At 63.1% G+C, this 26,296-nt stretch carries 28 protein-coding genes; 16 read left to right on the top strand and 12 right to left on the bottom strand.

Features of this window, described 5'->3' with window-relative positions; genetic code table 11:
• Window positions 1-10 precede the first annotated feature (10 nt).
• The 3 genes from ubiE to coaBC all read left to right on the top strand — a co-directional run bounded on the left by ubiE (window position 11) and on the right by coaBC (window position 3,993).
• The gene (gene ubiE / locus OOJ09_RS23390) at window positions 11-787 is read left to right on the top strand and encodes a bifunctional demethylmenaquinone methyltransferase/2-methoxy-6-polyprenyl-1,4-benzoquinol methylase UbiE (protein ID WP_269907474.1); all 777 of its coding nucleotides are present in this window, start codon (window positions 11-13) and stop codon (window positions 785-787) included.
• A 70-nt stretch (window positions 788-857) separates the two neighbouring features.
• Window positions 858-2,432: a 2-polyprenylphenol 6-hydroxylase gene (gene ubiB / locus OOJ09_RS23385; protein WP_269907473.1), complete on the top strand. Its 1,575-nt coding sequence runs from the start codon at window positions 858-860 to the stop codon at window positions 2,430-2,432.
• Between the two features lie 88 nt (window positions 2,433-2,520).
• Entirely contained in the window at window positions 2,521-3,993 is a 1,473-nt protein-coding gene (coaBC, locus tag OOJ09_RS23380; RefSeq protein WP_269907472.1) for a bifunctional phosphopantothenoylcysteine decarboxylase/phosphopantothenate--cysteine ligase CoaBC, read from the top strand.
• A 72-nt stretch (window positions 3,994-4,065) separates the two neighbouring features.
• On the opposite strand, the gene OOJ09_RS23375 is transcribed toward coaBC, so the two are convergent.
• Both OOJ09_RS23375 and OOJ09_RS32000 read right to left on the bottom strand, forming a co-directional pair.
• On the bottom strand, window positions 4,066-4,827 hold the full coding sequence (locus OOJ09_RS23375) for an invasion associated locus B family protein (RefSeq protein WP_269907471.1): 762 nt from the start codon (window positions 4,825-4,827) through the stop codon (window positions 4,066-4,068).
• A gap of 126 nt (window positions 4,828-4,953) precedes the next feature.
• The gene (locus tag OOJ09_RS32000; RefSeq protein ID WP_333474479.1) at window positions 4,954-5,301 is read right to left on the bottom strand and encodes a hypothetical protein; all 348 of its coding nucleotides are present in this window, start codon (window positions 5,299-5,301) and stop codon (window positions 4,954-4,956) included.
• 112 nt (window positions 5,302-5,413) lie between these two features.
• Here OOJ09_RS32000 and OOJ09_RS23365 point away from each other — a divergent pair, with 112 nt between their 5' ends.
• A complete protein-coding gene (locus OOJ09_RS23365) occupies window positions 5,414-5,890 on the top strand; it encodes an NUDIX hydrolase (protein WP_269907469.1) in 477 nt (158 codons plus the stop codon).
• Window positions 5,891-6,253: 363 nt separating this feature from the next.
• Window positions 6,254-8,746, top strand: coding sequence for an EAL domain-containing protein (locus OOJ09_RS23360; protein WP_269907468.1), 2,493 nt, complete (start codon window positions 6,254-6,256; stop codon window positions 8,744-8,746).
• On the opposite strand, the gene OOJ09_RS23355 is transcribed toward OOJ09_RS23360, so the two are convergent.
• The gene (locus tag OOJ09_RS23355; protein ID WP_269907467.1) at window positions 8,743-9,315 is read right to left on the bottom strand and encodes a GNAT family N-acetyltransferase; all 573 of its coding nucleotides are present in this window, start codon (window positions 9,313-9,315) and stop codon (window positions 8,743-8,745) included. The genes OOJ09_RS23360 and OOJ09_RS23355 overlap by 4 nt on opposite strands.
• Before the next feature lie 405 nt (window positions 9,316-9,720).
• Here OOJ09_RS23355 and OOJ09_RS23350 point away from each other — a divergent pair, with 405 nt between their 5' ends.
• Window positions 9,721-10,176: a DUF2214 family protein gene (locus OOJ09_RS23350; protein WP_269907466.1), complete on the top strand. Its 456-nt coding sequence runs from the start codon at window positions 9,721-9,723 to the stop codon at window positions 10,174-10,176.
• On the opposite strand, the gene nth is transcribed toward OOJ09_RS23350, so the two are convergent.
• On the bottom strand, window positions 10,170-10,976 hold the full coding sequence (gene nth, locus OOJ09_RS23345; protein WP_269907465.1) for an endonuclease III: 807 nt from the start codon (window positions 10,974-10,976) through the stop codon (window positions 10,170-10,172). The two genes, OOJ09_RS23350 and nth, sit on opposite strands and share 7 nt — an antisense overlap.
• Window positions 10,977-10,998: 22 nt before the next feature.
• Between nth and OOJ09_RS23340 the strand changes: the two genes are divergently transcribed.
• Window positions 10,999-11,493, top strand: a complete 495-nt coding sequence (locus OOJ09_RS23340) for a DUF2244 domain-containing protein (protein ID WP_269907464.1) — start codon at window positions 10,999-11,001, stop codon at window positions 11,491-11,493.
• Window positions 11,494-11,552: 59 nt separating this feature from the next.
• On the opposite strand, the gene OOJ09_RS23335 is transcribed toward OOJ09_RS23340, so the two are convergent.
• Window positions 11,553-12,368, bottom strand: coding sequence for a class I SAM-dependent methyltransferase (locus OOJ09_RS23335; protein WP_269907463.1), 816 nt, complete (start codon window positions 12,366-12,368; stop codon window positions 11,553-11,555).
• Window positions 12,369-12,485: 117 nt separating this feature from the next.
• Between OOJ09_RS23335 and OOJ09_RS23330 the strand changes: the two genes are divergently transcribed.
• The 6 genes from OOJ09_RS23330 to OOJ09_RS23305 all read left to right on the top strand — a co-directional run bounded on the left by OOJ09_RS23330 (window position 12,486) and on the right by OOJ09_RS23305 (window position 17,519).
• Window positions 12,486-13,364 (top strand): bifunctional helix-turn-helix domain-containing protein/methylated-DNA--[protein]-cysteine S-methyltransferase, encoded by an 879-nt coding sequence (locus OOJ09_RS23330; protein WP_269907462.1) that lies wholly within the window; start codon window positions 12,486-12,488, stop codon window positions 13,362-13,364.
• 185 nt (window positions 13,365-13,549) lie between these two features.
• A complete protein-coding gene (locus OOJ09_RS23325) occupies window positions 13,550-14,455 on the top strand; it encodes a ribokinase (RefSeq protein ID WP_269907461.1) in 906 nt (301 codons plus the stop codon).
• A gap of 1 nt (window position 14,456) precedes the next feature.
• Window positions 14,457-15,911: an amidase gene (locus tag OOJ09_RS23320; RefSeq protein WP_269907460.1), complete on the top strand. Its 1,455-nt coding sequence runs from the start codon at window positions 14,457-14,459 to the stop codon at window positions 15,909-15,911.
• Between the two features lie 112 nt (window positions 15,912-16,023).
• On the top strand, window positions 16,024-16,638 hold the full coding sequence (locus OOJ09_RS23315; protein WP_269907459.1) for a LysE family translocator: 615 nt from the start codon (window positions 16,024-16,026) through the stop codon (window positions 16,636-16,638).
• Window positions 16,639-16,797: 159 nt separating this feature from the next.
• On the top strand, window positions 16,798-17,073 hold the full coding sequence (locus tag OOJ09_RS23310; RefSeq protein WP_269907458.1) for a hypothetical protein: 276 nt from the start codon (window positions 16,798-16,800) through the stop codon (window positions 17,071-17,073).
• Window positions 17,074-17,132: 59 nt separating this feature from the next.
• Complete coding sequence (locus OOJ09_RS23305) at window positions 17,133-17,519, top strand: hypothetical protein (protein WP_269907457.1); 387 nt, start codon at window positions 17,133-17,135, stop codon at window positions 17,517-17,519.
• A gap of 9 nt (window positions 17,520-17,528) precedes the next feature.
• Here OOJ09_RS23305 and OOJ09_RS23300 read toward each other — a convergent pair whose 3' ends face one another.
• Entirely contained in the window at window positions 17,529-18,470 is a 942-nt protein-coding gene (locus tag OOJ09_RS23300; protein ID WP_269907456.1) for a nucleoside hydrolase, read from the bottom strand.
• A gap of 314 nt (window positions 18,471-18,784) precedes the next feature.
• Here OOJ09_RS23300 and OOJ09_RS23295 point away from each other — a divergent pair, with 314 nt between their 5' ends.
• Both OOJ09_RS23295 and OOJ09_RS23290 read left to right on the top strand, forming a co-directional pair.
• On the top strand, window positions 18,785-19,210 hold the full coding sequence (locus tag OOJ09_RS23295; protein WP_269907455.1) for an Hsp20 family protein: 426 nt from the start codon (window positions 18,785-18,787) through the stop codon (window positions 19,208-19,210).
• Between the two features lie 63 nt (window positions 19,211-19,273).
• Window positions 19,274-19,528, top strand: coding sequence for a DUF1150 family protein (locus tag OOJ09_RS23290; protein ID WP_023760740.1), 255 nt, complete (start codon window positions 19,274-19,276; stop codon window positions 19,526-19,528).
• A 65-nt stretch (window positions 19,529-19,593) separates the two neighbouring features.
• Here the strand turns inward: OOJ09_RS23290 and ptsN are convergent, their stop codons facing one another.
• The 6 genes from ptsN to lptC all read right to left on the bottom strand — a co-directional run bounded on the left by ptsN (window position 19,594) and on the right by lptC (window position 24,897).
• Window positions 19,594-20,058, bottom strand: coding sequence for a PTS IIA-like nitrogen regulatory protein PtsN (gene ptsN / locus OOJ09_RS23285; RefSeq protein ID WP_091583220.1), 465 nt, complete (start codon window positions 20,056-20,058; stop codon window positions 19,594-19,596).
• Between the two features lie 60 nt (window positions 20,059-20,118).
• The gene (hpf, locus tag OOJ09_RS23280) at window positions 20,119-20,703 is read right to left on the bottom strand and encodes a ribosome hibernation-promoting factor, HPF/YfiA family (protein WP_269907454.1); all 585 of its coding nucleotides are present in this window, start codon (window positions 20,701-20,703) and stop codon (window positions 20,119-20,121) included.
• 268 nt (window positions 20,704-20,971) lie between these two features.
• A complete protein-coding gene (rpoN, locus tag OOJ09_RS23275; RefSeq protein WP_269907453.1) occupies window positions 20,972-22,498 on the bottom strand; it encodes an RNA polymerase factor sigma-54 in 1,527 nt (508 codons plus the stop codon).
• A gap of 299 nt (window positions 22,499-22,797) precedes the next feature.
• Entirely contained in the window at window positions 22,798-23,616 is an 819-nt protein-coding gene (gene lptB / locus OOJ09_RS23270) for an LPS export ABC transporter ATP-binding protein (RefSeq protein ID WP_091583228.1), read from the bottom strand.
• On the bottom strand, window positions 23,616-24,197 hold the full coding sequence (locus tag OOJ09_RS23265) for an LptA/OstA family protein (protein WP_091583230.1): 582 nt from the start codon (window positions 24,195-24,197) through the stop codon (window positions 23,616-23,618). The genes lptB and OOJ09_RS23265 overlap by 1 nt, the downstream gene beginning before the upstream one ends.
• The gene (gene lptC, locus OOJ09_RS23260; protein WP_269907452.1) at window positions 24,184-24,897 is read right to left on the bottom strand and encodes an LPS export ABC transporter periplasmic protein LptC; all 714 of its coding nucleotides are present in this window, start codon (window positions 24,895-24,897) and stop codon (window positions 24,184-24,186) included. Before lptC ends, OOJ09_RS23265 begins: the two co-directional genes overlap by 14 nt.
• A gap of 400 nt (window positions 24,898-25,297) precedes the next feature.
• On the opposite strand from lptC, the gene sppA reads away from it, so the two are divergent.
• Window positions 25,298-26,254 carry a signal peptide peptidase SppA gene (gene sppA / locus OOJ09_RS23255; protein ID WP_269907451.1) on the top strand — a complete coding sequence of 319 codons (957 nt, stop codon included), beginning with the start codon at window positions 25,298-25,300 and terminating at the stop codon, window positions 26,252-26,254.
• Window positions 26,255-26,296: the final 42 nt, after the last annotated feature.

The raw sequence follows: 26,296 nt of genomic DNA, 5'->3' as shown, positions 1-26,296 counted from the left end.
GATCAAAAAAATGTCAGTTGAGAGAACCACGGCCGCGGGCGGCATGGAAACCTCCTATGGTTTCAAGCGTGTAGGGGCTGGCGACAAGCAGTCCCTGGTCAACGATGTTTTCCACAAGGTCGCCAACCGCTACGACCTGATGAACGATCTGATGTCGGCTGGCCTGCATCGGCTGTGGAAGGATGCCATGGTCACCTGGCTTAATCCGCCAAAGCGGGCGGGCTGGCGCGTGCTCGACGTTGCCGGCGGCACCGGCGACATCGCCTTCCGCATCGTCGAGGCCAGCCACGGTCAGGCCCATGCCACGGTGCTCGACATCAATGGCTCGATGCTTGCCGTCGGCCGCGACCGGGCCGAAAAGAAAGGCCTGTCCGGCAACACTGATTTCGTCGAGGCCAACGCTGAGGAACTGCCCTTCGCTGACGCCACCTTCGACGCCTACACCATCGCTTTCGGTATTCGCAACGTGCCGCGCATCGATGTCGCGCTCGGTGAAGCCTTCCGCGTGCTGAAGCCGGGCGGGCGGTTCCTGTGCCTCGAATTTTCCGAAGTCGAGATGCCGCTGCTCGACAAGGCCTACGAAGCCTGGTCGTTCAACGCCATCCCAAGGATCGGCAAGATGGTCACCGGCGACGGCGAGCCCTACTCCTATCTGGTCGAATCGATCGCCAGGTTTCCCAACCAGGCGAATTTCGCGACGATGATCTCGCGCGCTGGGTTCGACCGCGTCTCTTTCCGCAACTATTCCGGCGGCATCGCGGCCCTGCATTCGGGCTGGAAGCTTTGACGCCGTCCGGCATTTCCCATGATCGATGTGCCCCGCGCCGGTTGAAGAGACCGGCGGGACGGGCGCAGCCATGAGCACTGTCAGCGCAGGATTTCGGCTGGTGCGGGCCGGCTGGGTGCTGGTCCGCGAGGGCGTCGTCGCCGCCTTGCCGGGCGAGGAACTGAACGGCCTGCCCAAATTCGGCTGGCGGCTGGCGCGGCTGTTCACCCGCCGCCGCGCGCTCGCCTATCAGCGTAGCGACCGGCTGGCCAAGGCGGTGGTCCGGCTCGGGCCGTCCTACGTCAAGCTCGGCCAGTTCCTGGCGACACGGCCCGACGTCGTCGGCAATGACATGGCGCTCGATCTCGCCATGCTGCAGGACAAGATGCACACCTTCCCCAGGGCCGAGGCGATCGCGGCGATCGAAGCCTCGCTCGGGCGCAAGATCGGCGATCTCTATGCGCAATTCGGCGATCCGGTCGCCGCCGCCTCCATCGCCCAGGTCCACGCCGCCGACGCCATCCATGACGGCGCTGCCACCAGGGTGGCGGTCAAGGTCATCCGGCCGGGCGTGCGCCGCCGCTTCTTCCAGGATCTCGAAAGCTATTTCCTCGCCGCTCGCCTGCAGGAGAAATACGTACCGTCGTCACGCCGGTTGCGGCCGGTCGAGGTGACCGAGACGCTGGCGCAGACCACCAGGATCGAAATGGATCTTCGCCTCGAGGCGGCCGCTCTTTCGGAACTCGGCGAGAACACCAGGGATGATCCCGGCTTCCGTGTGCCATCCGTCGACTGGGAACGCACCGGGCGCGACGTGTTGACCATGGAATGGGTCGACGGCATCAAGATGAACGATATTGCCGGCCTGGAGGCCGCCGGGCACGATCTGAAGGCGATCGCCGCCAACCTCATCCAGTCGTTCCTGCGCCACACTTTGCGCGACGGCTTCTTCCACGCCGACATGCATCCGGGCAACCTGTTCGTCGAGGCGAACGGGACCATCGTCGCCGTCGATCTCGGCATCGCCGGCAGGCTCGGCAAGAAGGAACGCCGCTTCCTCGCCGAGATCCTCTACGGCTTCATCACGCGCGACTACCTGCGTGTCGCCGAAGTGCATTTCGAAGCCGGCTACGTGCCGCGCCAGCACAATGTCGCGGCTTTCGCGCAGGCGATCCGCGCCATCGGCGAGCCGATCCACGGCCAGCCGGCCGAGACCATTTCGATGGCCAAGCTTTTGACGTTGCTGTTCGAAGTGACCGAACTCTTCGACATGGCGACGCGGCCGGAACTGATCCTGTTGCAGAAGACCATGGTGGTGGTCGAGGGTGTGGCGCGCACGCTCGACCCGGCCTTCAACATGTGGAAGACGTCGGAGCCGGTGGTCGGCGGCTGGATCGCCGGAAACCTTGGCCCGCGCGGCATGATGATCGATGCACGCGAGGGCGCCAAGGCGCTGCTGACGCTGGCCCGCCAGGCGCCGGAGCTGGCCGCGCGCACCGATCGGCTGTCACGCGAGATCGACCTGATGGCCGAGCACGGGCTGCGCTTCGACGAGACCACCGCCCGCGCCATCGGCAAGGCCGAGGCGCGCTACAGCCGCTCCGGCCGCCTGGCCTTGTGGGTGATCGCGCTGACGCTGGTCTATATCGCCTGGAAGATCATCTAACGCCAAAGCCGAATCCTGCTCCGCAACTTGCAGTGATTTGATTGCATTGCTATCATTGCTATCGGTAGTCGCGGCAGAGTGCAATCAAATGGCCAGCATCACCATCCGCAACCTTGACAATGAGGTCAAGGAATTGCTGCGCCGACTGGCGGCGGAAAACGACCGTTCCATGGAAGAGCAGGCGCGGGTCATGATCCGGGCCGCTGTCGACGGCCAGGTCGGTCCAGTGGGCCGCCTCGATCAAATCGAGAAAACGCTCCACGAACTGACCGGCGTGCATGGCGCGGTGACCCCGGCTGCCGTCCCGGCAGGCAAGATCTTTCCGCGAGGCACGCTTTCCGGCAAACGCATCCTGCTCATCATCGGCGGTGGCATCGCAGCGTACAAGGCGCTGGATCTGATCCGCCGGCTGCGCGAGCGCGGCGCGGCGGTGCGGGTGGTCATGACCGCCGCGGCACAGGAATTCGTCACCACGCTGTCGGTCGGCGCCCTCTCCGCCGGCCATGTCTTCACCGAACTGTTCGACCGCAATGACGAGCACGATGTCGGCCATATCAGGCTGTCGCGCGAGGCAGACCTGCTGGTGGTTGCGCCGGCCACGGCCGACCTGATGGCCAAGCTTGCCAATGGCCACGCCAACGATCTTGCCTCAACCGTGCTCATCGCCACCGACAAGCCGGTGCTGATGGCGCCGGCCATGAACCCCAGGATGTGGGCGCATCCTGCGACACGCCGCAATCGCGCGACGTTGCGGAAGGACGGCATCACCTTCGTTGGGCCGGCCAAAGGCGAGATGGCCGAGAGCAACGAAGCGGGCGAAGGCCGCATGGCCGAGCCGCTGGAGATCGTCGCCGCGATCGAGGCGCTGCTCGATGTGAGCCCGAAACCATTGTCGGGCCGCAAGATCATCGTCACCTCCGGCCCGACGCATGAACCGATCGATCCCGTGCGCTATATCGCCAACCGTTCGTCCGGCAAGCAGGGCCACGCCATCGCGGCGGCACTGGCGAGGCTCGGCGCCGATGTGCGCCTCGTCTCAGGCCCCGTCGGCATCGCCGACCCCACCGGCGTGAAGACCATCCATGTCGAACGTGCGCAGGAGATGCGCGATGCGGTGGAACAGCTCCTGCCCGCCGACGCGGCGGTGTTCGTTGCCGCCGTTGCCGACTGGCGAACCGAGAATTCGGCTGGTGAGAAGATCAAGAAGGTCGCGGGCGAAGGGCCGCCGGTGCTGCGCATGGTCGAAAACCCCGACATCCTCGCCGGGGTCGGCCATCACAGGCAGCGCCCGACGCTGGTCGTCGGCTTCGCCGCCGAGACACAGGACCTTTTGCACAACGCCGAGGCCAAGCTCAGGAAGAAGGGCGCCGATTTCATCGTCGCCAACGACGTGTCGCAGACCAGCGGCATCGGTCCTTCGGGCGTGATGGGCGGCGATCGCAATCGGGTGCGGATCGTGTCGAGGGCTGGGGTCGAGGAATGGCCGGAGATGAGCAAGGCCGAAGTGGCCGAGCGGCTGGCCGCCCTGATCGCCGAACGGCTGAAGACGATCGTCGTGTAAGCCGTGCCGGCGCGGAGACGCCTGCCGTTAACGTCCTGCTATTTCACTTCGGACTACGGGTGATCTCAACCGTCAGTCGGCCAAAAGCTCGGCAGTTCGGGCAAGCGCCCCGCCGAAGCCGTTGAGCGGAATGGAAAAGTTCACAGCTTGTCCGGTGTCGGCCGCGAAGGCGTCGACCTTTAGGGTAGTGCCTGCCTTGAGCAGAGGGGTGACATTGGCATCGAACGCCACCGGCACCAGACAACCGACGACCTGGCAAGTTTTGAATTGCAGGCTGCCATCGAGCTTCTGGTCGTCGATCGTCAGGCTGATCCCCTTGGCCAGCGCCAGGCCGAACGGCAGAGCGAGCGTTCCGGTCGCATCGTCACCGGTCCTGCTCGACAATTCAATCGCCAGCAGGCGCTGGTTGCTCTGCTTGTTGAACTGCTGATGCGACAGGCTGCATGTCTTGGTCGTGCCGGCTATTTGGCAATTGACCGTCCAGTCGCCATGGGTTTCGGACAAAGCCGATGCACCGCCGGGCAGTTGCGGCACATTGGCGTCGCTGGCGGCCGGCGCAACCTTGTCGCCCTTGGTTTGCGCCGCCAGTCCCGCGGCCGGCAGACCCGCGACAGAGGCCGCACCCAGCATCGCCGCCAAATACCCGTACTTCCTCATCAAGCCCCCTCCCGTCCGGCTCGCCTCGAGCCAGCCTGGAAGCTGACCTTGAGAGACCCGCTGATCGCATTCTGTTTTACCGCCGAAGGCGCCATTGTGCCTGACGGACATGCCGACGCTATTGAGTTCAAGGCCGGCGCCGGCCCGATAGAGCGGCGAATCGACAGCTTCCGTCAAGTGCAATGCCGGGTTCCCAGGTAGATTCTCCGCAGCCGCGAAGGGTGCCCTTCCATTCCGAGATCACGACGACAAACCGATTTCGTTTCGATCGACGGCCGTATATGGCAGAACCGCACGGACGACCTATATTACGGTTGAGTATCTGTTTGGCGCGGGAATGAGCGGATGTCGGCGCTTCGGCCATCGATTGTTTTCATAGCGGCACTGCTGGCAGGGGTTGGCTTGCCGGCTTCCGCGCAGGTCGTCGACCCTACCGGCAACGCACTGATCCAGCAGAACGACCTGCAGATATTGCAGAACAGGATACAGCGGCAGGAATACCAGCAGCAGCAGCAGCAGTATCGTGCCCAGGACCGCCAGATCGTGCCGCAGCCGCGTCCGGTCGTTCCGCAGCTCCAGCCAAGCTGCCAGACGCAGATAATCGGCAACACCGCTGTAACCAATTGCCGCTGACAAGCCGGCGTTTTTCATTTATTTAGCCGACTTATGTATTCGGATGCCGCGGGGCGCCGGCGGACATTTTGGTTTTGCAACGGTGTCCCCGTAGCGCTATGCGGCATTGCTTCGACTGGATCGTTTACGAATGGCAGCCATCAAGAAAAAGGCCGCGCGCAAGGCAAGGAAGGGCGAGAGGATCCGCCAGGTGGCGGCTATCCCCTTTCGCCTTAACGCCGGCGGCGATATCGAAGTGATGCTGGTCACGTCGCGAACGACCAGGCGCTTCATCGTGCCCAAGGGTTGGCCGATGAAGGGCAAGAGCGGGCGCAAGGCCGCCACCATCGAGGCGCAGGAGGAAGCCGGCGTGCTCGGCAAGACGCTGAAGGAACCGGCGGGCACCTATTCCTACTGGAAGCGGCTGGCCAACCGCTTTGTCCGCGTCGACGTCATCGTCTATCTGCTGAAAGTGACGGAGGAACTGGCTGACTGGCAGGAAGCCAAGAGGCGGCATCGGGCCTGGCTGACGCCGGCCGACGCGGCGATGCTCATCGATGAACCGGACCTTTCGACGCTGATGAAGACCTTGACGATTGTCCAGCCCGTGCCGGCTGATCCGGCGTAAGACCTCTCGCCGGTATCGTCCCCTTCAGGAAACGGCCGTACCGGCGTGCCGGTATTGGCCCACAACCACTCGCGCGGCGGCGGACACGTGTTGCGGTCCGTTGCCGCGACTGTTTCCCAGGAGCCTTAAATACAATCTAATTCAACTTGAAGCAGTTATGTGACGCCGCGCAATATTAGCCCGCTGGAAGCGAGAAGCGGACGCACAAATAGTTGAGCTATTTATTCGCTGTTAAGCCCGCACGTGATAGCCGGATTGTTGTCGCCAACCGCGCGACATGAGGGAAGAACAGCGTCTTCAACCGACGGATGAAACAGTCGGACAGACGCACTGACAGGATCTTGGCAAGTCCATGGAAATTCGATGAAGCTGTCATCGATGGACGCGAGCCCCCGCCTTCTCGGGCTCGTATGGCCTTTCGTCGCGGTCGTCCTCGTCCAGGCGCTGGTGGCCAGCCTCAGCCTCTACACATTGTCGTCGGTTCGCGCCTATGTCGGCGGCGAAAGCCAGTGGTCCAAGGGGCAAAAACACGCCATCTATTTCCTCAGCCTCTACGCCGACACCGGTAACGAGGAATTCTTCAGCGAGTACGGCGGAGCAATCGCCGTTCCGCTGGCCGATCGTACAGCTCGCCTTGCGCTCGAGCAGTCCGAGCCCGACACCAAAGCGGCGCGCGCCGGCTTCCTGCAAGGCGGAATTCACACTGACGATGTGACCGGTCTGATCTGGCTGTTCCAGAATTTCCGTGGCTTCAGCTATCTCGATACCGCCATTCGGCACTGGACCGCCGCCGACACCATGATCCTCGCCATCCAGCGGCTTGGCGGCGCCATACATGAGAAGCTGAGCGAGGGACCTGCATCGGCGGCTCAGGTCAGCGTCTGGAAGGCGGAGATCCATCAGTTAGATCGTCAGATCGGTCCCCTCTCCAGGGCCTTCTCGGATAGCCTCGGCGAGGGATCGCGCTTCATCAAGACGTTGCTCACCTTTGCCAATCTCGTCACCGCTGCCTTGCTGATCCTGCTTGCGGTGTGGCGCACGCGCAAACTCCTGAGGCAGCGCCAGGCTTTCCAGATGGCGCTCAATGCAGAGCGTGAGCGCGCCCAGATCACCTTGGCTTCCATCGGCCAGGCGGTCATCAGTACCGGCGCCGGTGGCCGGCTGGACTATATGAACGCCGTCGCGGAAAGACTGCTGGCATGTCCGCTCAGTGCCGCCAGGGGCAAGCCGGTCGCATCGCTGTTTCGCCTTGTGGACAAGGACACCGGCGTTGAGGACACTGGGCTGATCGACCGCCTGCTGGCCGGCGAACCGCGCCGATCCAGCGTTCGTCCGCAATTGCTGCGGCGAACGGACGGATCCATTGTTCCGGTCGCGCTGACCGGTGCGCCGCTGCTTGTCGCCGGCCACGTCGTCGGCGCGGTCCTGGCCTTCCACGACATGACGCGCGAGGAAGACTATATCGAACGGCTCTCATGGCAGGCATCGCATGATGCGTTGACGGGGCTGGCCAACCGGCGCGATTTCGAAAGCCGGCTGGAAAGAACGATCTCGGATCTGCGGGACCAGCCCCTCCAGCACGCGCTGATGTATCTCGACCTCGACCAGTTCAAGCTGGTCAACGATACCTGCGGCCATGCCGCGGGCGACCAGTTGCTGCGCCAGATTTCCGCACTGCTGACCCACGAATTGCGATCAGGCGATGTGCTCGCCCGTCTGGGCGGCGACGAATTCGGCGTGCTGCTCGTGGATAGCGATTGCGAAACCGCCGCCGAAACCGCCGAACGGCTGCGCGCGGCCGTTCAGGACCTGCATTTCGCCTGGGATGGCAGGCCCTTCAACACCAGCGTCAGCATCGGCATGGTGCAGATTGCCAATGCCGACGTGACGATCGAGGAGACGCTGCGCGCCGCCGACGTTGCCTGCTACATGGCCAAGGAAAGAGGCCGCAACCGCGTCCAGATCCACAACGATGGCGACATGGCCTTGCGGGAGCGCTTCGGCGAGATGGCCTGGGTGCAGCGCCTGCACACCGCGCTCGAGGAAAACCGCTTCAGGCTCCACGCCCAGGAAATCTCGCCGCTCGGCGACGACGTCGCCGAGGCAGGCGCGCATATCGAGATCCTGTTGCGGCTGACCGATGAAGACGGCGGCGTCGTCAGTCCGCAAAGCTTCATTCCCGCGGCCGAGCGCTACGGCCTGATGCCGTCGATCGATCGCTGGGTGGTGCGCAACACCTTCGGCGTCCTGGCGGCGCGGCAGGCAGATCCGCGCATGGCGCCGATCGCCACATGCGCCATCAATCTTTCCGGAGCGACTTTCGGCGACGAGACATTTCTCGGCTTCCTGCGCGAGCAGTTCCTCGTCCATGGCATTTCGCCCGCCATGATCTGCCTGGAGATCACCGAGACCAGCGCCATAGCCAATCTCACCATTGCCATGCGCTTCATTGCGGATCTGCGCGGGCTGGGGTGCCGTTTCGCACTCGACGATTTCGGCTCGGGCATGTCGTCCTTTGCCTACCTGAAGCACCTGCCGGTCGACTACCTCAAGATCGACGGCAGCTTCGTCAAGGACATGCTCGAGGACCGCATCGACCGCGCCATGGTCGAGATGATCCATCACATCGGCAAGGTGATGGGCAAGCGCACGATCGCCGAGTTCGTCGAAAGCGACGGCATCATTGCCGCGCTGAAGAAGATCGGCGTCGACTATGCCCAGGGCTATGCGATCGCCAGGCCGCGGCCTTTCGATGCCTCGACGGTGCTGCGCGGCTGGGGCGTCACGCCGGTCGCGGGCGACACCGCCGATCCGTGGGCCGATCTGGCGCGGAAGCTGCGCCGCAACGCCAGCTAGGCGTCTTGGGCTCCCGCTGACAGGACGCCTTGCGGCTGCCGCTCAAGCAGGATGGTCGGGGCATCGTGATAAAGGGTCCGCGTCACTTCCCGGTAACCGCATTTGGCCGCGACATTCAGCGAAGCCGTGTTTTCCGGATCGATGATGCAGACGGTTCTCGCACGTCCGAACGTCTCGTCGCCCCAGCCATGCACCCGGCTGACGATCTCGGTGGCAAGACCGGCGCCGTGCACGGCCGGAACGAGCGCCCACCCGGCCTCGGGAATGCCCTCGATCGACGGCTCCATATCGCGCTTCAGATCGTGAAACCCGGCCTCGCCGATGAAGCGGCCTGTCGCCTTTTCCTCGATCGCCCAGAAACCGTAGCCGAGCAGCGACCACAGGCCGGCATGACGCAGGAAGCGCATCCAGCTTTCCTCGCGCGTGCGCGGCTTGCCGCCGATGAAACGGGTAACGACCGGATCGACCCACATGGCGGCATAGGCGTCGAAATCCTCCATTCGGTGCGACCGCAGGATGGTTCGCTCCGTCTCGATGACAGGGACGCCGGTTGCTTTTGGGCTGCTCATGGACTCTGCCTCGCTTGTCTACCCGGCGCGTAGCAAATGGCCAGGGTCAAGCAAGGGCCAAGGCAGGATATATCATCTTCCAGGCGGGACTCTCTCTCAGCCCCGCCAGGCCATGTTCATGCAGACGCCGCCGCGCTGCAACTCGTGCCGCGCTCCGTCAGGGCGGCGCTGGCATCGTCAGGTTCAGGGAGCGTTTCAATTCAGTCATGCGACCAAACCTACCGTGCCGAAACCCAGCGTCAACGCTGCTGATGGCGAGGCGCGACCGACATTCGGCGACAATGACAGGCCCTCTTCTGCTCGAGCCTCGGGATGGGATTTCCCGTCAATGATGCTACTTTTAGCCAAAGCGTGATTCAGCACGCAGCGATCCGCGTGCCGACCTGTTTGTTCGAGGGAAAAGACATGGACACCACCGATCTTGTGCTTGCCATCGTCCATCATCTGCTGGTGTTTTCCCTGGCGGGGATCATCGGCGCCGAATTCGTGCTGGTCCGCGGCGACCTGCCCGCCACCACGCTCAAGCGGCTCGCCGGCATCGACCGTCACTATGGCATCATCGCCGCGCTGATCATCGTCGTCGGCATCGGCCGCGTCTTCTACGGCCTCAAGGGTTGGGAATTCTACGTCCATAACTGGGTGTTCTGGGCCAAGATGGCGGCGTTTGCGGTCATGGGGCTGCTGTCGACCATCCCGACTGTCCGCTTCATTTCCTGGAACAGGCAAGCGAGCGCCAGTCCCTCGTTCATGGTGCCGGCAGCCGAGCTTGCTTTGGTGAAGACCTACATCCGCGCCGAGGCGTTCATCTTCCTGCTGATCCCCATCTTCGCCGCGGCGATGGCGCGCGGCTACGGTTACTGATCTTCAGCGGCAACCGTTTCAAGAGGAGCGATCGGCACCAATGGCGCCGGAATGCTGGTGGTCTTCTCCTGCGCCTTGCAGATGTCGGCGATGACGCAGGCCGGGCAATCCGGCTTGCGCGCCTTGCAGACATAGCGGCCGTGCAGGATCAACCAGTGATGCGCGTGGCGCATGTACTCGTCCGGAATGATCGTCAACAGCCCCTGCTCGACCTGTTCCGGCGTCTTGCCGGGCGCCAGCCCGAGCCGGTTGCCGATGCGGAAAATGTGCGTATCGACTGCCATCGTGTGCTGGCCGAAGGCCATGTTGAGCACAACGTTGGCGGTCTTGCGCCCGACCCCTGGCAGCTCGACCAGCTGGTCGCGATCATCGGGCACCTCTCCGCCATGGTCGCGGATCAGCGCCTGCGACAGCGCGATGACGTTCCTGGCCTTGTTGCGCCAGAGCCCGATGGTGCGGATATACTCGCCGACCTTGGCTTCACCGAGCGCCAGCATCTTTTGCGGCGTGTCGGCGGCCTTGAACAGCGCCCGCGTCGCCTTGTTGACGCCGGCGTCGGTCGCTTGCGCCGAAAGCACCACCGCCACCAGCAGCGTGAAGGCGTTGACATGCTCGAGCTCGCCCTTTGGCTCCGGCCGCTGGACGGAGAAGCGCCGGAAGATCTCATGCACTTCAGCCGCGCTGTAGCGCGACGAGCGCCGCACCGGCCGGGGTCGCGGTTTGGCGTTCGAACCGTCGCGCCGTCCGGCCGGCAGCTCTTTTTTGGGCATCGAAGACTCTTTGGACTTGGGGCTCGCCATTCTCTTCCTATAATGTCCAGTCATGAGCGACACAAACGCCTCATTTCAGGCCGACGAACCATTCTTCCAGGCACTGCTGACCCCGCACCGGTCGCTGGGCAGGACAGGCTTCTCCGTCCTCATGGGCGCGCTGCTGTTTGGCTGGCTGGTGACCGGCGCGTTTTTCCTGTCGCGCGGCGCCTGGCCGGTGTTCGGCTTCTTCGGCCTCGACGTGGTCGCCGTCTACATTGCCTTTCGTGCCAACTATCGGGCCGCCCGCGCCCGCGAGGAGGTGTCGGTTTCCCGCACCAGCCTCGACATCCGCAAGACCGCGCCCTCGGGAAAATCGGAAGCACACCGCTTCAACCCCTTCTGGGCACGGTTCTCGGTCGCCCGTCACGCCGAGATCGGCATCACCCGGATGACGGTTGAAGGACAGGGCCAGAACGTGCCGATCGGTGGCTTCCTCAATCCCGACGACCGCGAGAGTTTTGCCACGGCCTTTTCGCGGGCGCTGGCGACCGCCAAGGCGCGCTGACATGCATGAAAACAAAGACTAGAAGCGCGTCGCGTGAACCCGTTTCGACGCGACGCGCTTCAGAACCGATAGCGCAAGAGCCTGCCGACCTTGCGCAGCGCCGGGACGTGTCTCCAAAGGCGGACGAACAGCTTCGCCGACCAGCCCATGCGGGCGGCGTGTTCAGGCTTGTAGGCCGAAATATCCTCGACAAACCGCAGCTTCGGAACCGCCAGCTCCAGCTCGTGCGGATCGTCGATCGCCCAGTGAACTTCAGCACCTGTCGCCTTGATGGTGGGATTGAGACGAAGCAGCGTCAGGCCAAAACGGCTGTAGGCGTCGAACATCAATTCGCCGCTGGCGAGATGCAAGACAAGCCGCGAAAGCAGGCGTAGCCCCTCGTCGGCAGGCAGATAGGGCGTCAGCCCCTCCGCCACCACGATGGCCGGACGGTTGCGGGGCACGTCGGTCAGCCAGCCGGGTTCCGTCACCGAAGAAGCGATGAGGTGGTAACCTTCACGGGACGGGTAGAGCTTGCGCCGGAGCTCGATGACCTCGGGATAGTCGACATCGAACCAGCCCACCCCTTTTGGCGGATCGACGCGGAAGATGCGCGTATCGAGCCCACAGCCTAGATGAAGCACGACGGCGCCGGGATTTCTGGCCAGGAAATCCTCGACGCGCGTGTCCAGTGTCTTTGCCCTGATGGCCAGGCCAACGCCGAGATTGTCGTCGACCTTGAGCCTGGAGAAATCATAGTCGATCTTGCGCACCGCCTCGTCGGCGAAATGATCCCCGAGCAGCGAATTGGGCAACCTGCTCTCCAGCGCCTTGCCGTAGAGCGTCATCAGCAAGGTTTCCTTTTCCCTTGTCAGATGCACTTTCTCGCCAGCCATCGGCGCCTCCCGGGCTCGAAATCCCCGAGTCTATCTGGGCATGCATTGCAGGAAGGCAAGTTTCGGGTGGCGATTGCCGCCCCAAGGGGCGATATTCCTGACCGAGGAGATAGTTCCATGAGCACACAGACAGCAGTCCTCAAAAAGGACATCACGCCCGAAGGCAGCGACTACGAAATCGTGCGCCGCGCCATCGAGAAAATCAGCCTCGACTATCGCGACCAGCCGTCGCTCGAAGAACTGGCCGAGGAGGTTGGCGAGACGCCGACCGGCCTGCAGAAGCTTTTCACCCGCTGGGCCGGCCTATCGCCCAAGGCCTTCCTACAGGCGGTGACGCTCGACCATGCCCGCAGGCTGCTCGATTCCGGCATGCCGCTGCTCGAAACCTCGTTCGAATTGGGCATGTCCGGCCCCGGCCGGCTGCATGACCTCTTCGTCACCCATGAGGCGATGTCGCCGGGCGACTACAAGACGCGCGGCGCCGGGTTGACCATGCGCTACGGCTACCATCCCTCGCCGTTCGGCACTGCCCTGATCATGGCCACCGACCGCGGGCTTGCCGGCCTCGCTTTCAGTGACCCGGGCGAGGAGCGCGCCTCCTTCGCCGACATGTCCAGCCGTTGGCCGAACGCTATCTATGTCGAGGACATGGCCGCCACGGGACCCTATGCCGCCCGCATCTTCGACCCGACACTGTGGCGCCCCGACCAGCCGCTGCATGTCGTCATGATCGGCACCGACTTCCAGGTTCGTGTCTGGGAGGCGCTGCTCAATATCCCGATGGGCAGGGCTCGCACCTATTCCTCGATCGCCGCCAGCATCGGCGCGCCGAGCGCCAGCCGTGCCGTGGGTGCCGCCAACGGCGCCAACCCGCTCTCCTTCGTGGTGCCCTGCCATCGCGCCATCGGCAAATCCGGCGACCTCACCGGCTATCACTGGGGCCTGACCCGCAAGCGCGCCATCCTGGGCTGGGAAGCGGGGCAAGTCACGTCTTGAAATGGCCCGGATACTGCAACGCAGGCAAAAAATTCTTTCGCCGGCGTTTTATGTCTCGCGGAAAATGACATGACGTCGCTGACCTGCGCGAATGGCCCAACACCATGGCGCCTTCGACATCAGCAAGCTCTGGAAACCAGCGGTCTTACAGGGTAGCTTCCCGCGCATTCAGCAGGAGGCATTCCTTGATTATCGTCATCGGCTCGATCAACCTCGATCTTATCGCCAAAGTCGACCGCTTGCCGAGCCCTGGCGAGACAGTGGGCGGCTCGAGCTTCACCACTGCGCCCGGCGGCAAGGGCGCCAACCAGGCGCTGGCTGCCGCCCGCGCGGGTGCCGCGGTGCGCATGGTGGGCGCCGTTGGCAAGGACAGCTTCGCCGCCGAGGCGCTGGCGTTGCTGCGCGACGGCAAGGTCGACCTGTCCGGTGTCGCCGAGACATTTGCCTCGACGGGTACGGCCCTGATCATGGTCGGCGACGACGGCCAGAACATCATCGCCGTGGTGCCGGGCGCCAACGCTTCCGTCGTGCCCGGCGACCTCTCCAAGGCCTTCCTGAAGAAAGGCGATGTCGTGCTGCTGCAGCATGAGATTCCGCTCGCGACCGTCGATGCCGCCCTCGACCAGGCAAGAGCGGCTGGCGCCATCACCGTGCTCAACACGGCACCCTTCCACGGCGAAGCAGCCACCTTCCTCGGCAAGGCCGACTATGTCGTGGCCAACGAGACCGAGTTCGACCTCTACGGCGAGACGCTTAAGTTGAGCGGCCGCGACCGGGCGGCGCGCATGCGCGACTTTGCCGGGAAAACCGGCCGCACCATCGTCGTCACGCTTGGCGGCGACGGCGTGCTGGCGGCGACGCCGACCGATTTCCTGACCATCCCGGCCATGAAGATCACGCCCGTCGACACGGTCGGCGCCGGTGACACGTTCTGCGGCTATTTCGCCGCTGGCCTGTCGTCCGGCCTCACGCTCGAACAGGCGCTGGCGCGCGCCGGCGCGGCTGGTTCGCTGGCTTGCCTCAAGCCGGGCGCCCAGCCGGCGATTCCGCTGGGCAAGGATGTCGACCAGGCGCTGCAGGAAACCCGTTGAGATGATGCGCCCTCGGACGAAGCATGCCGTGACGCCGGCCGGCGACATCTGCCGCCTGCCCGCTGTCGCGCTTGCCGCTGCGATCCGGCACAAGAAGCTTTCCGTGCGCGAGGTGGTGACGGCCTTCCTCGACCGGATCGAGGCGGTCAACCCGCTGGTCAACGCCATCGTCTCGCTGCGCGACCGTGGCGATATCCTGCGCGAGGCCGACATGGCCGATGCCCGGCGGCGGGCGGGTGTCGAAACCGGCCCGCTCTTCGGCCTGCCGATCGCCATCAAGGACCTCGCCTCGACGATCGGTCTCAGGACTTCGTTCGGCTCGCCGATCTTTGCCGATTTCGTGCCGCAGGAAGACGATTTCTTCGTCGAGCGTATCCGCGATGCCGGCGCCATCATCATCGGCAAGACCAATGTCCCCGAATTCGGCCTTGGCTCCAACACCTACAACACCGTGTTCGGGCCGACGCTGAACGCCTTCGATCCGGCCCTTACCGCCGGCGGCTCGAGCGGCGGCGCGGCGGTGGCGCTGGCGCTCGACATGGTGCCTGTCGCCGATGGCAGCGACTTCGGCGGTTCGCTGCGCAATCCGGCGGGCTGGAACAATGTCTACGGCTTCCGGCCATCGCAAGGGCTCGTCCCCGGCGGGCCAGACCTCGAGGTCTTCCACGCGCAGATGGGCGTCGACGGGCCGATGGGCCGCAATATCAGCGACATGGCGCTGCTGCTCGACGTGCAGGCGGGTTATCATCCGCACGCGCCATTGTCCTACGAGAAACCTGGCTCCTTCCTCGAAGGGCTTGCAACAGCAGCGACTGGCGGCCGCATCGCCTGGCTCCGTGATCTCGGCGGTCACCTGCCGGTCGAACCAGGCATCCTCGATCTGTGCGAGGCCGCGCTGGACCGGTTCGCGGATGCATCCTTCCCTGGCGAACCCTTGCTGCCGGATTTCGATTTCGAAGCGCTGTGGCAGGCTTTCGTCACGCTGCGCCAGGCCAGCAGCGGCTGTGCTCTCAAGACCCACTACGACGATCCCTCGAAGCGCGGTCTGCTGAAGCCGGAAGCCATCTGGGAAGTCGAGAACGCGACGCGGCTGACGGCGCCGCAGATCCGCGCCGCCTCGGTCATCCGCACGTCCTGGCATCGAACGCTGCTGTCGATCTTCGACCGCTTCGATCTCATCGCGCTGCCGACCGCGCAGGTCTTCCCCTTCGATGTCGGCACGCACTGGCCACGCGAAGTCGCCGGACGAGCGATGGACAGCTACCATCGCTGGATGCAGGTTTCCGCCTTTGCCACCCTGGGCGGCTGCCCGGCGGTCAACGTGCCGGTTGGCTTCGACGACAGAGGCCGGCCGATGGGCATGCAGTTGATCGGGCGCCCGCGCGGCGACCTCGCCGTGCTGAAGGCAGCGGCGGCCTATGAGGCGATGCTGCCCTGGCCCGCCGGCGCCGCCTGACCCGGGTGCACTGGCGGATTACAGTGCCTCGCGGGCAGGCTTGCGCGAGCACCACTGTCATGCATTGATTGTCGCCAGCCGCGCCGCATCGGCGGCATTGCGAGGGAAGATCATGTCGCTGGAACTCTACGCCGCCTATGTCCTCGCCTGCATCGTCATCATCCTGGTTCCCGGCCCGACAGTCACGCTGATCATCGCCAACAGCATCCGCCATGGATCCCGTGCCGGCCTCGCCAATGTCGCCGGCACGCAGGCCGGGCTGGCCGTCATGATCGCCATTGTCGGCATCGGCCTCAACACGCTGATCGCGGGCATGGGCCATTGGTTCGAGTGGGTGCGGCTGATCGGCGCCGCCTATCTGATCTGGATGGGCGTGCAGATGTTCCGTTCCAGGGGCACGTTGAACGCCGATGGAACGGCGAGGAAACCGCGCGGCGGCTTCTTCCTGCAGGGCCTGCTGGTGGCGCTCAGCAACCCCAAGACGCTGGTGTTCTTCGGCGCCTTCTTTCCGCAGTTCATCGCGCCGCAGGGTAATTACTCGCTGCAGATCGTCGTGATGGGTCTCACCGCCATGATCTTCGCCGCCGTCTCGGATTCGACCTATGCGTTGGCCGCCGGCCGCGCCGGGCGCCTGCTGTCGGCCAGCCGCATCAAGCTCATGTCCAGGATCAGCGGCAGCTTCCTGGTCGGCGGCGGCCTGTGGCTGGCGTTTTCGCGCTCGAAGTAACGGCAGGAGCGGCGAGCCCGGCGACGGACGAAGTACTATTGCCTGGAGCAGGATGATGGCTGATTGAAAGTCAGCTCTCCTGGCACCACATGAATCGGCGTTGAGGGATTCATGTCTGTGTCATGGACTTACGCGGGTTTGAAGAGGAACGCGCCTAGCGTGGTCCTCGTCAGCGGTTTGTTTGCAGTGATGGTTGCGCTGGCTCTGAACAGATCGGCGAATGACGCGAGCCCGATTCAGTCGGTTGACGCGATCGATGTAACTATCAGGAGCGTCTACTGGGGCAAGAATAACGGCCCCACTTACGCCCTGTCACTCAACGACAACTCGTTGGTACTTGTCGACGATGAGCAACCGCACCTCATCGGCTCAAACGCCAGGATTGAGCGTGTTACCCGCGACAATGGTTCCGTCTCCTACCGGTTTGCGAATTGAACCATCGGGACTAATTTTAAAAAGCTCCCTTGAAGTAAAATCGATAGCCTACTTACCTATTGGATATGGGCACATCCGGGTTTTCTTTTAAAAATCGCCTGCTTTTGCTTCAGGAAGAATTCGGTGAAGCAGCTGTTGGCGTAGCTATGTTTTGTGCTCTCGCCCTTGGGCCTCTGGTCCCTGTCATGATGAGGCAAGTTGACCCCATTGTCGGCACACAATCGGTGGGAGGCAAAATCGAATACGTTACGACGATGCCTCTCAATCCAAAAAGTGCCGTCGGTCAGGGGTTTCACTATAGATATGAAATCCGTCTCGAGGACACCGCCGAACTGGTGTTTGTCGACGGTGAGGTGGAGACGCCGCACATGATCGGTTCGCAAGTCCGAGTGGAGCGGCAACGTCACAAGAACGGCGCCGACACCTACCGACTGCCCAATGGATGAGGATGGGGCTTAAAGCCGCCCCAGCCTCTCCACCAGCAGCGCGAAGAAGCCATCATGGTCGATGTCGCGCATCACCATGGCGTTCTTCGGCCGCTTGGTCACGCCCCACCAGTCGATCACGGTCATGCCCATGGTGAGTTCCGAGGCGGTTTCCACGCTGACGTTGCAGGTGCGGCCCTTGAACAGTTTCGGCTTCAACAGATAGGCGATGACGCAGGGGTCGTGCAGCGGCCCGCCGTCGGTGCCGTACTTCTCTTCGTCGAAACGCTCGAAGAACTCCAGCATCTCGGCGGTCGCGATACCGACCTTGGTGCCAAGCTTGCGGAAGGCCTGCGTGCGCTTGGCGGTTGTCAGCGCCTTGTGGGTGACATCCAGCGGCATCATCACGATCGGAATGCCGGATTTGAACACGACATCGGCGGCATGCGGATCGACATAGATGTTGAATTCGGCCGCCGGCGTCACATTGCCGCCTTCAAAGAAGCCGCCGCCCATCAGCACGATTTCCTTGATGCGCGGCGCGATGCGCGGTTCGCGGATGAGCGCCAGCGCAATGTTGGTCAGCGGGCCGAGCGGGCAAAGCGTGATGGTGCCGCTCTCTTCCCTCATCAGCGTCTCGACGATGAAATCGACCGCGTATTGGTCTTGCAACTTCATCGTCGGCTCGGGCAATTGTGGCCCGTTGAGACCGGTCTTGCCATGCACTTCCTCGGCGGTGACCAGTTCGCGCAGCAACGGCCGGATGGCACCGGCATAGACCTTGATTTCCGGCCGGCCAGCCAGCTCGCAGATCTTGCGGGCATTCTTTTCGGTAAGCTTCAGCGGCACGTTGCCGGCAACGGCGGTGATGCCGACGATCTCCAGCTCGGAACTGCCGAGCGCCAGCAGAATGGCGACGGCATCATCCTGGCCGGGATCCGTGTCGATGATGATCTTGCGTGACTGGGGCATTTCAATTCCTTGTTTGGCTAGGCCATGCACTTGAATGAATCCGGTCGAAACATCCGAACGGCGCCGCGGCGACCGCGAGCTGCCACGTCGAACCGCTCGACCGGGGAAGACAATCCCGACCGTCGCGCTTCTCGTTGCATCTGCTTGCCGTTTCAAGCGCCATGTCGATCATTCTTGTGAGTCCACGACGTGGTCTTTTGGGCGGGCATTTTGATGGCTTGAACTTGGCCCCGGGGCGGACCATATCAAGACCATCGGGAAAAATGCCATCCGGGTTTTTCCACTTTATGTCGCTCTTGAGAGGACAGTGTAACATGAGCCGAATGACGCCTTTTTCCAGTCCGCTTCTCCTTGGCTTCGACGCCATGGAAAAGACGCTGGAACGCCTGGCGAAAACCGGTGACAGCTACCCTCCCTACAACATCGAACGCCTCAGCGGCACCGACGGCAAGACCGAAAGGTTGCGCATCACATTGGCCGTCGCCGGTTTCGCCGAAAGCGATCTCGATGTCACAACGGAGGAAAACCAGCTGGTCGTGCGCGGCCGTCAGACCGACGACACCGAGCGCGAATTCCTTCATCGCGGCATCGCCGCGCGCCAGTTCCAGCGCTGTTTCGTGCTGGCCGACGGCATGCGGGTGATCGCGGCGGAGCTGAAGAACGGCCTTTTGTCGATCGATCTCGATCGGCCGGAGTCCGAACGGCTGGTACGGAAAATAAACATATCGGTGAAAGACTGATCTTTACCGATGGCTCTCATGCGGGATGGCCTTGAGCGGCGTCTCGCGCCAAGGAGGCTTGAAATGACCAGAACTGAAAATATCACCATGACCAATGGCGAATTCGCCCATCTCGGCGAGGGCTCGGTCGCTTATCTGCGCAAGGTCTCGAGCGACGAATTGCTCGGCCGCTTCCCGAATCTCGGCGAAATCGCACCCGGCATGGAATTGTGGGCGCTGTTTGCCGCCAATGGCCAGCCGATCCTGCTTTCGGATGCGCGTGACCGCGCTCTGGCCGGCGCCATGGAAAACGACCTGACCACGGTCGCCATTCACTGAAAGCAACCCGCTGAAACGGACAGGGCCGCCCATGGCGGCCCGTGTGGCGGTCTCTTCCAGAAAGTTCAGGCCGCGTGGGACGCCTGGGTGTCCGACAGCAGCGCGTGGATCGCAACGGCGTCGCGCGTGCCTCTGATCTTGGCCACCGTGTCGGCGTCGCGCAGCACCCGCGCGATGCGCGACAGCGCCTTGAGATGATCGGCGCCCGCGCCTTCAGGCGCCAGCAGCAGAAACACCAGATCGACGGGCTGATCGTCCAGCGCCTCGAAATCGACCGGGGTCTCCAGCCGCGCGAAAACCCCGGCGATGCGCTTCACGCCGGCCAGCTTGCCGTGCGGAATGGCGATGCCGTTGCCGACTCCGGTCGAGCCCAGCCGCTCACGCTGCAGGATGGTGTCGAACACTTCCCGCTCCGGAATGCCCGAAATCGCCGCTGCCCGTTCGGATAGCAACTGCAGAAGCTGCTTCTTGGAGTTCGCCTTCAACGCCGGCATTATCGCCGGAACGTTGATAAGATCGCTCAGACCCATGCTTGAAAATCCCTTGTTCGCCTGCCGTCACCAGTCCCCACCCCTCGTGCGGCCGGCTTTTTATTCCTGTGCGACCTTGGTCGTGGACGGGTCGATCCAGCCGATGTTTCCATCGGGCCGGCGATAGACGATGTTGAGATGGTCGTTTCCGGCGTTGCGGAAGACGAAGACCGGGCTGTCCTTGGTATCGAGTTCGATGACCGCCGACGCCACCGACATGGTCTTCAGCGTCATGGTCGATTCGGCGACGATGGCCGGCGCGAAATTCTCCGGGATGTCCTCGTCGTCATCGGCAAGCGGCGCCATCACCGTGTAGGCAATGTCGGTCGGTTCGCCGTTGGCGGCGCCCGAATTGTGCGATTTCAGCCGGCGCTTGTAGCGCCGCAGACGGGTTTCCAGACGATCCGCCGCCGCCTCGAAGGCGAGCGTCGGGTCCTGGGCATCGCCCGTGGCCTGCAGCGAAGCGCCGGAATCCAGCCGGATCATGCAATCCGCCGAATAGCGCGAGCCCGATTTGATGACTGTGACGTGTCCGGCAAAGCCGCGATCGAAATATTTTCCGATCGCCTCGCCGACGCGATCGTTGATGCGTGTCCGGAACGCATCGCCGATATCCATATGTTTTCCCGAAATGCGCAGATTCATCTGAAAACTGACCTTCCTTGCTCAGGCTTCAAACTGGCCCGAGTTTATACTCGTGGTCCGCGCGCACAAGCTTTGCGGCGTCACTCGCGCCGATTTTAAATCCGAACTTTCCGATTGATCACGAGCCGCCCTTTTGGGCCGTCCCGAGGCCAACGTCGTGACGGACCATCCGCATGCGGGCATCTAGCCCGTCTCATGCGGGCGGGCTTCTAGCCACTTCGCCGCGGCTTGTCAATGAAGCTCAAAAGCTGTGGAAAATCGTGCGGCCCTAACGCCCGGCGCTGGCGAGTGCGCGTTTTTCACGCCGGCGCTGCACCGACGAAGGAATATTCATACCCTCCCGGTACTTGGCGACCGTGCGCCTGGCAATATCGACACCGTTCTCGCGCAGCATGTCGACGATCGCGTCGTCGGAAAGCACGTCGACAGGTTTTTCCTCATCGATCAGTTGCTTGATGCGGTCACGCACCGCTTCCGAGGAATGTGCATCGCCGCCGCCCGACGCGGCGATCGAGGCCGTGAAAAAGTACCGCAGCTCGAACACGCCGCGCGGCGTCAGCATGTACTTGTTCGCGGTGACCCGGCTGACCGTCGATTCGTGCATGCCGATGGCGTCGGCGACCGTGCGCAGGTTGAGCGGCCTCAGCTGGCGCACGCCATGGACCAGGAAGGCGTCCTGCTGGCGAACGATCTCCGAGGCGACCTTGAGGATGGTCTTTGCCCGCTGGTCGAGGCTTCGCGTCAGCCAGTTGGCGTTTTGCAGGCATTCGGCCAGGAAATCCTTTTCCGCCTGGTTTTTCGCGTGCGGCGAGACCTGGGCGAAATAGACATGGTCGACCAGAACGCGCGGCAGCGTCTCGGCATTGAGTTCGACCGTCCAGCTGCCATCATTGGCGGCGCGCACCTCGACATCGGCAACGATGGCGTCGCTGGCGCCACCCGAAAATGCCATGCCCGGTCGAGGATCGAGTGCCCGGATCTCGGCCAGCATGTCGAGCAGGTCCTCGTCGTCGACGCCGCAGATCCGCTTCAGCGTATGGAAATCGCGCCGTGCCAGGAGTTCGAGATTGGCGACCAGGGCCGTCATCGCCGGATCGAGCCGGTCGCGCGCGGCCAGTTGCAGCGACAGGCATTCGGCAAGGTCGCGTGCAAAAAGGCCGGTCGGCTCGAAGGTCTGGCACACCGTCAGCACCTTGCCCACCGTGGCGGCGTCCGTGCCGAGGCGCGCGGCGATCTCGGCCATGTCGGCGCGCAGGTAGCCGGTTTCGTCGAGGCCATCGGCCAGGTCGCCAGCGATCAGCCGCTCCACCGGGTCGGCGAAGGCGAGCGCAATCTGCTCGCCGACATGGTCGCGCAGCGTAATCGCCGCGGCGGCCATATCGCCGGCGTCAAAACCCTCGGACGAGGAGCCGCCGCCGTTGCCCGAAGCCGACTTCCATTGCGCCGTCAGGTCGGGGCCGAGCCGCTCGCTTGTCCCTGGATCGTCGGGAAACAGGTTTTCCAGCGACGTATCGAGCTTTTCCGAGATCGCCTCGGCGCTCCACTGCGTCTCGTTCTCGAACCAGTCGCCATCGGCGGCCGCTTCGGGCACGGCCTCGATCTTCTGCACCTGGTCGCCGGTCGCGTCGTCCTGCGGTTCGGCGCGCTCCAGCAGCGGGTTGCGCTCGATTTCCTCGTCGATGAAGTGCTCGAGCTCGACATGGGTGAACTGCAGCAGCCGAATCGACTGCATCAGCTGCGGCGTCATCACCAGCGACTGCGATTGTCGTAGCTGTAGTTTCGCCGCCAACGCCATGGTTCGGGTTCAAACGCCTCGTCTACGCATCCGGACTTCCGGAAGAAATTTCTGCAGCCGACCATAGAAACTGGCCCGGCTTTTGCTTGTCAAGGCAAAGGCTAGCAAAACTCGCTTACCGGAGCGTTATTCCGACGCAAAATCGAAGAAAAAGGCCCCGCGAGGCACAAAAAATCGTGTCAGGAAACAAATTTCACGCCTAAGAGCAATTCCAGGAAAAGCGTGAGACGGTTTTACGTCCGGAATTGCGTGAAGACAAAGATAGAGCGGTTTGGCGTTTCCGTGAAACGGTGAACCGCTCAGAGCGTGAAACCCTCGCCGAGATAAAGCCGCCGCACATCAGGGTTTGCCACCACTTCGTCGGCCCTGCCATGGGTCAGCACCTGGCCGGCATGGATGATGTAGGCGCGGTCGATCAGCCCGAGCGTTTCGCGCACATTGTGATCGGTGATGAGGACGCCGATGCCGCGCGCCGTCAGGTGGCGCACCAGTTGCTGGATATCGGCGACAGCAATCGGATCGATGCCGGCAAAGGGCTCGTCGAGCAGCATGTAGGCCGGGCGCGTCGCCAGCGCGCGCGCGATTTCCAGGCGCCGCCGCTCGCCGCCGGAAAGCGACATGGACGGCGCCTTGCGCAGATGGCTGATGTGGAATTCCTCGAGCAATTCGTCGAGAATGCGGTCACGTTCCTTGCGGCTCTTTTCGACCACTTCCAGCACCGCGCGGATGTTCTGCTCGACGCTCAAGCCGCGAAAGATCGAGGCCTCCTGCGGCAGATAGCCGATGCCGAGGCGCGCACGACGATACATCGGCATCGAGGTGACGTCGAAGCCGTCGATTTCGATCGTCCCTTCATCCACCGGCACCAGGCCGGTGACCATGTAGAAGCAGGTCGTCTTGCCGGCGCCGTTGGGGCCGAGCAATCCGACCGCCTCGCCGGCGCGCACGCCGATGGTGACGCCGCTGACGACCTTGCGGCCCTTGTAGCTCTTGGTCAGACCCTTGGCGATCAGGGTTCCCTTGAACTTTCCCGCATCGACGGTCACCGTGGACGGCGCCGAAATCTTGCCAGCGGCCCGCCCCGGAAGACGCGCCGTCAGCGACGACAGGCTGGCCATCAGGGGTTCGTCGCTCCCGATTTCGGCGGCGGGGTGATCGACATCTGGACGCGCTGGCCGGCGCATGGATCAACCTGGGCCAGCCCGCTTTTCATCTGCACGGTGAGCTTGCAGCCCACCAGCACGTTGTCGTTTTGCGACAGAACGACCTTTTTGCCCGACAGCACCAGCACCTGGCTCTTCATGTCGAAGCTGCCTTGATCGCCGGTCGCGATCTGCGCATCGGACTTGATGTAAACCTTGTCGGAAATCTCAAGGTGATCGATGTTGGCCGAGCCCGTCATCGCCGCTCCGGTGGCTTCCGTGCCCTTGGCCGCGGCGTTGGGATCCTTGACGTAATACACCGTCATCTTGCCGGCCTTGAGCAGGGTCGGCCCCTGGACGACGCTGACATTGCCCGTGAACACGGCGACACTCTCCGCCTGCCGGACCTCGAGCTTGTCGCTCTCGATCTGTATGGGCTTGTCGCCGGACAGTTTGAGACCTGACTGGCTGGTGGACTGCGCCGATGACGGCACCAGCCCGAGCAGCAGCAACGCCGAAGTTGCAGCCGCAAGCCGCGTCGAACTACTGAGCCGCATTGGTTTCTCCGCTGTTTCCCTCTGCCGTCTTCAAGGCGGCGGAATCGATGTTGACGCGCACTTTGTTCTCGAACACCAGAACCCTGCCATTGTCCCGGACCGACATCGAATCCGCCGTGATCCGCGATCCGCCACGGCTGACATCGACCGGATCTCCGGTCTTCATAGTGCCTTTGCCCATGTCGAGGAAGACCGATTTGAACTTGGCCTGCATGCCGTCGGTTGTGGTGATGGTGACGTCGCTGGTCAGGTTCATCGTATTGCCGTCGCGATCATAGGTGCCGTGCGAGGCCTTGACCGCGGCCACATTGTCAGGCGCGATCGGCACCTTGGCGTCGATGCCCTCGAGTTCGATGATGCCTTGCGTGCTGACGTCCTGGATGGCGCGGAGCGCCGTCATCGAATAGGGCTGCTTCTGCTTGGTGAACCCGTTGAGCTTGGGGTTGGCCATCACCAGCTTGCCGTTGGAAAAAGCAGTGCCTTCCGCCTGGACCGCGACGGAGACGGGCGCGGCGAGATAGGAATAGATCGGGAAAGCGACGGCGATCAATGCCGCTGCCAGCGGCACGGCGAACTTGAGAACGCGGACGCGGCGCGAATGACGCTGCGCGAGGTCGAACGCATCGCCCCGCGTCCGGCCGTCCGCCGGGGGAGCCAACTCCGTCTCGGCGCTGGTCGGTTCAATCGGTCGCGCTAACATGACTGCTTTCTTCTAAACCCTGCCCGCCGGGCAGCACCGCCTATAGGTGGGACTCCGGCGCCTTCAAGCAAGCACAAGCCGACGAAAACTGCAAAAATGTGACAGCCGCAGTTGTACAGACGAAAACCAGATCAGCACAACTGCCCGTGCTTCATAGCAGAAACGGATGCACAGCGTAAAATTTATCGGCTGTCGGTCTCGCCACCCGAGCTCGTATTTATCGCACAAATTCGTGAGGAGAGATGGCCGGACCCCGATCGATCCGGGATCTGGATGGCGATGTAATCGCTATATATTGGTCCTCGGCGTGGGTTGCCTCGTCGAACAGAAAAGAGAATTGCTTCCAGATGGGAGCATCATGGTCTAAAAGCGTCTCCTCCCGCCGACTGAAAGGCTGACCATGGCACTGAGAGCCGACGACCTCATCGACCGCCGCCGCTTGCGGCGCAAGCTGACATTCTGGCGCATCGTCGCCATCGGCATCGTAGCGCTCGGGGTGATTGCGCTTTCGTCCTGGTTCTATGGCGACGATTTCAGCGGCTCGGCCGTCAACCATATCGCCAAGGTCAGGATCGAAGGCACCATCACCGAGGACGAGGAACTGATCAAGCGGCTGGAGACCATCCGCCTGTCGTCGAAGGTGAAAGGCGTGATCCTGTCTATCGATTCGCCTGGCGGCACCACGGTCGGCGGTGAATCGATCTATGAAGAGGTGCGCAAGCTGGCCGCCGACAAGCCGGTGGTGGCGGAAGTCGGCACGCTCGCCGCATCGGCGGGCTACATGATCGCGAGTGCCGCCGATCACATCGTTGCCCGCAAGACCTCGATTGTCGGCTCGATCGGCGTGCTGATCCAGTATCCCGACGTCAGCGGCCTGATGGACAAGCTCGGCGTCAAGCTGGAGGAAGTGAAATCCTCGCCGCTGAAAGCCTCGCCCTCGCCTTTCAAGCCGACCAATGACGACGAGCGCGCCATGGTCCGCAAGCTCATCCTCGACAGCTATGACTGGTTTGTCGGCATCGTCGCCGAGCGCCGCAAGATGACCCGCGAGCAGGCGCTGGCGCTTGCCGACGGTTCGATCTTCACCGGCCGCCAGGGCGTCGCCAACGGGCTGATCGACGCTGTCGGCGGCGAGACCGAGGCGGTCGACTGGCTGGCGACCAAGGGCGTCGATGCCAAGCTCAAGGTGGTCGAATGGAAGAATACGGAACGGCGTGGTGGTTTCCTGTTCTCGAAGGCGATGGCGCAAACGATCGGCAGCGCACTCGGTCTGCCGGCCTTCAGTGGCGACGTCATTCGCGAACTCGGTGCCGACCGCTTGTTTCTTGACGGTCTCGTTTCCGTCTGGCACCCTTGAGATGCCGTTTGGGGCGAGTGAAAAAAGCAAATAAAATCATCC

The organism is Mesorhizobium qingshengii (assembly GCF_027563465.1).
GTDB classification, from domain to species: Bacteria; Pseudomonadota; Alphaproteobacteria; order Rhizobiales; family Rhizobiaceae; genus Mesorhizobium; species Mesorhizobium qingshengii_A.
This window is presented reverse-complemented; position numbering and strand designations above follow the sequence as displayed.

Coding starts and splice junctions, on each gene's coding strand:
- OOJ09_RS23355 (WP_269907467.1), bottom strand. CDS start 9,315: ATGAGCAGCCCAAAAGCAACCGGCGTCCCTGTCATCGAGACGGAGCGA.
- rpoN (WP_269907453.1), bottom strand. CDS start 22,498: ATGGCGTTGGCGGCGAAACTACAGCTACGACAATCGCAGTCGCTGGTG.
- OOJ09_RS23340 (WP_269907464.1), top strand. CDS start 10,999: ATGAGCGACACAAACGCCTCATTTCAGGCCGACGAACCATTCTTCCAG.
- hpf (WP_269907454.1), bottom strand. CDS start 20,703: ATGAATCTGCGCATTTCGGGAAAACATATGGATATCGGCGATGCGTTC.
- nth (WP_269907465.1), bottom strand. CDS start 10,976: ATGGCGAGCCCCAAGTCCAAAGAGTCTTCGATGCCCAAAAAAGAGCTG.
- OOJ09_RS23300 (WP_269907456.1), bottom strand. CDS start 18,470: ATGCCCCAGTCACGCAAGATCATCATCGACACGGATCCCGGCCAGGAT.
- OOJ09_RS23320 (WP_269907460.1), top strand. CDS start 14,457: ATGATGCGCCCTCGGACGAAGCATGCCGTGACGCCGGCCGGCGACATC.
- OOJ09_RS23335 (WP_269907463.1), bottom strand. CDS start 12,368: ATGGCTGGCGAGAAAGTGCATCTGACAAGGGAAAAGGAAACCTTGCTG.
- OOJ09_RS23295 (WP_269907455.1), top strand. CDS start 18,785: ATGAGCCGAATGACGCCTTTTTCCAGTCCGCTTCTCCTTGGCTTCGAC.
- OOJ09_RS23330 (WP_269907462.1), top strand. CDS start 12,486: ATGAGCACACAGACAGCAGTCCTCAAAAAGGACATCACGCCCGAAGGC.
- lptC (WP_269907452.1), bottom strand. CDS start 24,897: ATGTTAGCGCGACCGATTGAACCGACCAGCGCCGAGACGGAGTTGGCT.
- OOJ09_RS23290 (WP_023760740.1), top strand. CDS start 19,274: ATGACCAGAACTGAAAATATCACCATGACCAATGGCGAATTCGCCCAT.
- OOJ09_RS23350 (WP_269907466.1), top strand. CDS start 9,721: ATGGACACCACCGATCTTGTGCTTGCCATCGTCCATCATCTGCTGGTG.
- ubiE (WP_269907474.1), top strand. CDS start 11: ATGTCAGTTGAGAGAACCACGGCCGCGGGCGGCATGGAAACCTCCTAT.
- ubiB (WP_269907473.1), top strand. CDS start 858: ATGAGCACTGTCAGCGCAGGATTTCGGCTGGTGCGGGCCGGCTGGGTG.
- OOJ09_RS23315 (WP_269907459.1), top strand. CDS start 16,024: ATGTCGCTGGAACTCTACGCCGCCTATGTCCTCGCCTGCATCGTCATC.
- OOJ09_RS23265 (WP_091583230.1), bottom strand. CDS start 24,197: ATGCGGCTCAGTAGTTCGACGCGGCTTGCGGCTGCAACTTCGGCGTTG.
- sppA (WP_269907451.1), top strand. CDS start 25,298: ATGGCACTGAGAGCCGACGACCTCATCGACCGCCGCCGCTTGCGGCGC.
- lptB (WP_091583228.1), bottom strand. CDS start 23,616: ATGGCCAGCCTGTCGTCGCTGACGGCGCGTCTTCCGGGGCGGGCCGCT.
- OOJ09_RS32000 (WP_333474479.1), bottom strand. CDS start 5,301: ATGAAAAACGCCGGCTTGTCAGCGGCAATTGGTTACAGCGGTGTTGCC.
- ptsN (WP_091583220.1), bottom strand. CDS start 20,058: ATGGGTCTGAGCGATCTTATCAACGTTCCGGCGATAATGCCGGCGTTG.
- coaBC (WP_269907472.1), top strand. CDS start 2,521: ATGGCCAGCATCACCATCCGCAACCTTGACAATGAGGTCAAGGAATTG.
- OOJ09_RS23365 (WP_269907469.1), top strand. CDS start 5,414: ATGGCAGCCATCAAGAAAAAGGCCGCGCGCAAGGCAAGGAAGGGCGAG.
- OOJ09_RS23360 (WP_269907468.1), top strand. CDS start 6,254: ATGAAGCTGTCATCGATGGACGCGAGCCCCCGCCTTCTCGGGCTCGTA.